Annotated in this window: 5 protein-coding genes and 1 pseudogene; all 6 read right to left on the reverse strand. The window is 31.6% G+C overall.

Annotated elements, in window-relative coordinates; translation table 11 throughout:
- A partial coding sequence (locus KQI94_RS15460; protein ID WP_216454594.1) for a YcxB family protein occupies nucleotides 1-406 on the reverse strand: 406 nt, incomplete at its 3' end.
- 66 nt (nucleotides 407-472) lie between these two features.
- Complete coding sequence (locus KQI94_RS15465) at nucleotides 473-1,015, reverse strand: hypothetical protein (protein ID WP_002369760.1); 543 nt, start codon at nucleotides 1,013-1,015, stop codon at nucleotides 473-475.
- 107 nt (nucleotides 1,016-1,122) lie between these two features.
- On the reverse strand, nucleotides 1,123-3,303 hold the full coding sequence (locus KQI94_RS15470; RefSeq protein ID WP_002360863.1) for a glycoside hydrolase domain-containing protein: 2,181 nt from the start codon (nucleotides 3,301-3,303) through the stop codon (nucleotides 1,123-1,125).
- Between the two features lie 42 nt (nucleotides 3,304-3,345).
- A complete protein-coding gene (locus KQI94_RS15475) occupies nucleotides 3,346-3,873 on the reverse strand; it encodes a hypothetical protein (protein ID WP_002369761.1) in 528 nt (175 codons plus the stop codon).
- Between the two features lie 2 nt (nucleotides 3,874-3,875).
- On the reverse strand, nucleotides 3,876-4,343 hold the full coding sequence (locus KQI94_RS15480; protein WP_002390339.1) for a phage holin family protein: 468 nt from the start codon (nucleotides 4,341-4,343) through the stop codon (nucleotides 3,876-3,878).
- A pseudogene (locus tag KQI94_RS15485) lies at nucleotides 4,330-4,659 on the reverse strand (hypothetical protein); the annotation flags it as partial. The pseudogene KQI94_RS15485 and the gene KQI94_RS15480, both read right to left, overlap by 14 nt.

Below are 4,659 nucleotides of genomic sequence, written 5' to 3' on the forward strand. Positions count from 1 at the left end.
TTGCTTGCCAGTAAACAATGCCAGAATCATTAATTTTCACTTTTCTTGGCTCTAAAGTTTTCGGATCTGTATTTTTGTTAATAATCTTAGTACTTGGATAATTGTATGCACTGTATAGGAAAAAAATTCCTAATACCAGATATATAATGAGTATTAGTATATATCCAAAACCTTGCGTAAATAATTTATTAAGTAGTTCTCTAACTACGTAGTCAGGAAGTGATTGTTTGAAAGAAAGATATTGTTTAAATATCGATATAAACATATACGCAGAAGTAACCAGTAAAACTAGTCCAGCAAAATAAGTAATTCTTATTTTACGCTTACCGGTTTTAGTGAATTTTCTAGTATATAGCTTAATTGCTTTTAAATATTCATCTTCTTTTAAATTATAGTCAAAAGTCATACATGACCTCCTTTGAAATACGGGTATAAGATTATAAATGCACAAATTTTACAAAAAATACCAATTCTAATACACAGTAGAATTAAGAAATAATAATATATTAAAACCTGCCAATATCACAGATAATATGTGTATTGAAAGCCAAGCAATTTTTTGCTTACTATTTAGTAAAAATACATTTTTATGTGTTTCTACGTACAGTTTTCCTTGATCTGTATGTAAAAATTTTATTCTTAAAATTGCTACAAGTAAGTTGATTAATAAAATAATTAGAGCTGTAACCAAAGTCAAAAAAGCATATGATATAGCGTTCGATTGATTTGTAAAGTATCCATATTCATAAAAAGATCCTAAAAACATCCCTAAAAAAATAACCATTACCAAATGCAAAACAAAATATATATTTATTAAAAAGCTGTAGTATACAAAACTCTTCTTTTGTAACTCTATTAGATTTATTTTTTGTTCTTTTAATTCTCTCTTCGGAATATTACTCTTTCTAACAAATGATTGATTTAAAAAAAATTTAAATATATACAGTAAAAAAAATGGAAAAATTAAAAGAATAAAGTATTTCGTCAAATCCATTTCCCCTATAATACTATTCATAATTTCCCTCCTTTAAATTTATTTTCATTATACTCATTTAAATTTTCTTTTACAAATTATAAAAGCAACTCTTGTGAAAGAGTTGCTCTTTTTCAACGAGAAATAACTTAAGCTAATGCAGCAAAAAATGCTGTTATCGCTCCTGCTAATTCTGCTGCTCCCGAAGCTATTCCAATAATAATAACCACTGCTAGCGCACCAATTAGAACGCCTTTTAGAATAACTTCTACATTTAATTGTGGAACATGACCATTTTTAATATCTCTATATGCTTTATCATAATCGGGTTGAGGTATTTTAATATCAGTTGGTAACAGAGGCTTAGGATATAGTTCAATTTCAAGTTGTAAAGTTCCTTTGTTTTCAGAATCTCCGATTTCCTTTTTAATTACCAATTTCGTTCCAATTAAATTATTTCTAGCGCAAAAACCAGTTTCAATATACCCATTTTTAATAACTGGCGCTAGCTTATTAAGCATTTCATCAACTTGATTTTCATTATAATTCTTTAGTAAATCTTTATACGAATTCAAAGACTCTTTTATCGGATTTACGTATACTTTTGTATCAATTTTACCGTTTTTAATACTAATAGACATTCCTGAATCATCTACTTTATGTGTCCAAGAGGCGCTTGATTTAAAATAAACATCAAGAGTTGGTGAACTAATAATTTGTGTAGGAGTATCAAGCTTAATACCTACATCTTTGATTGTAAAATTTTTCCCTAAAGCATTCAGTAATTTAATTGTTTCTAACTGGATTAAATTACCGATTGTTGTAGAAAATGCCTTGGTCCCATGGTCTCTTCCAGATACGGCCACTTTATCAATCGGAAACCCTAATTCACTATGTTCATAGAATTGATCAAATGCCCACTCTTTTGGCATTGGAAAACCTAGATTTCCACTAAATCCTGTAGACATATCAGATACAAAACAATGTTCAACAAATCCAGCATCAATTGCTTGTTGACAGACGTTTCGTGTACCATAAATTCCAGTTTTGTACATGCCATTTGCATCTAAAGATTCTTTTACTTTCTTGATATACGGTAAGACCGTTCCTGGAATGTTACCATCTAAAATATCTACATCAACGGCAAAGTAAATAGTCGCTCCATAAGGAAACCCTAGTTTAAATGCTGCGTTATGCGCTAAAGAACCATCTCTTAACCCATTTCCTTCGTTAAAGTAGCTTTCTTCCCATCCACCATCTTGATAAATAGGAAAAATACTTAATCCCACACTAGTAATGGCTTGAATTTCTTCAAGAGTCAGATTTTTATCTTTTTTATTTGCTCCCACTCCTACGCTACCTGTTAAATAACGTCCAACAATAGAATACCCATTGTCTTTAATTAGTTGTGCTTGTTGTTTTGTTAATTGAGTAGCCATGTCACAAGCACTGGCTGCACGATCAGTGTTTCCTGCACTTGATAGAAGACCTTTGATTACAGTCATATCTGCGGAAGTGTTATAGGGGGGTAGATTCATAAATAATCGGAAGTTTTCTACTTCAGCTGCAATATAAGAGGTAAATGAACCACTAAATACTGCAGATTGATTAAATCCATTTACATACAACGCCCATTGTAGAATTTTTACGAAATTACCAGTAGATCCAACTGTTAATGTTGGTGTCTTAGCCGTTGTTCCTGGTCCATAAAATCCGTTTGCTGTGTTTTCATCCATACCCATCTCTGCTTGAAGTGCATAAATTAAAGCACTATTCGTGTCTCTTTGATACACACCATCACATGGCAACAAGCCAAAATAACGATTATACTTAGCATTTAAAGATTGTTGCATTGACCGAATATTTTTGTCCCCTCCTGGTACCAACGCGAATGCACTCATATCAAGTAAGGCTTTCATTAACATTGCATTCATGTACCCACTAGGTGCTAATCCTGCCATTTCTTGAAATTTTTTAATCGCTAATGTTGTGAGACCTGTCATTAACCCATCAACTGCTTCAGTTCCAGAAACGTAAGGATTAATCCCTTTACACCAAAAGCCACCTTGCATTATTTTCACAATATTTCCAATGCCTGCCCCAAAACGTTCATTTAACTGTTTTTCTACTTTTTCTTTAAAATAACGTTCCGTGGTAGGACCAAAATTATCTGATAATTCTTGGATTCCCATTTCTTTTTGCAATGCTCGACGTAATCCATAGATAGTTGGCCAGCCCGTTTTCCCATTTTCTGGTACTTTATTGAACCCAGAAACATTTCCATACGTCTTATTTAACCATTTTTGTGTACCTAAAACCATTTCATCCATTTGTTAATACCTCACTTTCCAAATTTGTTGTACTTTATAAATTTATTTTGTTAAAGCTTTTTCAATGCTTACTCGTAAATCAGAGCTAGTAACACTTTTTACGAACGTATCTGACGCCCAAGTAATTGACATCATCCCCGAAGCAAAATCTGCCCGAATTAATCCACGATCCGTTTCCGGATATTTTTCAATACTTAATAAAATTTGAGCAACTTCCTTAGATAAAGCAACGTTGTCTTGCCCTAAAATTGAATTTGTACGAATAAAAACACCATAATTTTTGATATGGAAAGTAATAAAACGAGAACCAGCTCCACCTTCTTGATAGCCAGTAATATTATTCCCTAAATCAACTGGAATCCCACTTTTTTCTGGGATTACTTGAATGTTATCTTTTGCTTCTTCGTGCGTATCAAATTCTAATTCTGAATATTGTGTTTTTGGCTTACTAGCCTTTGATTCAATCTGTTCCTGATTAAAGGAATTATTGCTAGCGTATGTCTCAATTCCTGTTTGTACTGCAATTGTTGTTAACAAAATTGTTCCTAAAATAAATAGACTTTTTTTCATAATTATTTCTCCTCTTTCTTTTCTTTTTCATTTGAATTATTTGTTTTATTGTTATCCATCGTACTTTTACTGTATCTGTTTATGAAATTCTGAAACAATGAAACATCGATTCCTATTTTTTGATAATTTTCTAATATTGATTGAATTTCCATTAATAAATATCCAAAGTAGAGTACATAGAGTAATCCTGTACCTGTATTTCCTGGAATAGTCATTGCTAACGGGATAAAGAATATGAGTAACATTAGTGCAGCTATTTTCTTTAAAATTCCATTGATTCCTATTCTTGATTGAAAGTCTATTTTTGGATTCATTTTTGCGGCAAAAACTCCTGATAAGAAATCAATAATCATTGCGCAGCAAATCATTGCTAGAATAAACATATGGTTACTTTCTAGTCCCATATGAATAATCAGTTCTTGTATCTTATCCATAGAACTCTCCTTATCTGTATGTTTATAAAGATTCACACAGCATTTCATTTAGAAACTTTTTAAAATGTTGTTTCGTTCTTTGTGCTCTCTTTCTACTCTTTTCATCATAGTTGGAACCCCATTGGCATAGCTTTGAAGCTTCACATGACGTATATCCTTGTAACAACAAGAGGATAAATTTGCTTTGTTTAGGAAATTTTTTTATATAGTTTTTTAGCATCTCTTTATAGCAAATTGCTTCTTCTATATCTATTCCTGCATCTTTTTGTTGACACGTATTACTATCTAACTCGTTCCAACGTGCAGAGTCATAAGAAATACCATTTTTGTCAGCGCTATCACATGTATTGCT

Source organism: Enterococcus sp. S183_ASV_20 (assembly GCF_018919685.1).
GTDB lineage: Bacteria > Bacillota > Bacilli > Lactobacillales > Enterococcaceae > Enterococcus > Enterococcus faecalis.

What these genes read in the sequence shown, in the direction of transcription:
- KQI94_RS15470 (WP_002360863.1), bottom strand. Translation starts at nt 3,303, where the DNA reads ATGGATGAAATGGTTTTAGGTACACAAAAATGGTTAAATAAGACGTAT.
- KQI94_RS15475 (WP_002369761.1), bottom strand. Translation starts at nt 3,873, where the DNA reads ATGAAAAAAAGTCTATTTATTTTAGGAACAATTTTGTTAACAACAATT.
- KQI94_RS15465 (WP_002369760.1), bottom strand. Translation starts at nt 1,015, where the DNA reads ATGAATAGTATTATAGGGGAAATGGATTTGACGAAATACTTTATTCTT.